Here is a 206-nt window from a genome sequence, read left to right as displayed (position 1 = left end):
CTCCTTGGGCCAGAGGAAGTAACGAAAATACAAATGGATTGATCAGGGAATATATTCCCAAAGGAACAGACATCGCTACGATCACAGACGAGGAAATCAACCGAATGGTGTGGCAAATCAACACTCGACCACGCAAGATGTTCGGATGGAAATCTTCGCTTGAAGTCTTCTGGTCAGAGATGTTCCACTTAGCTTGACAATTCAAG

1 protein-coding gene is annotated in these 206 nt (G+C 44.7%); it reads left to right on the top strand.

Translation table 11 applies throughout. From position 1 onward, the window contains the following. Positions 1-197 (top strand): transposase (locus tag FD01_RS16750; protein ID WP_420864853.1); only part of this gene is annotated, 197 nt, incomplete at its 5' end. Between the last annotated feature and the right edge of the window lie 9 nt (positions 198-206).

The organism is Lacticaseibacillus manihotivorans DSM 13343 = JCM 12514 (assembly GCF_001435035.1).
Classification (GTDB): Bacteria; Bacillota; Bacilli; order Lactobacillales; family Lactobacillaceae; genus Lacticaseibacillus; species Lacticaseibacillus manihotivorans.
The sequence above is the reverse complement of the archived record's forward strand: the minus strand, read 5'-3'. Positions and strand labels throughout refer to the sequence as shown.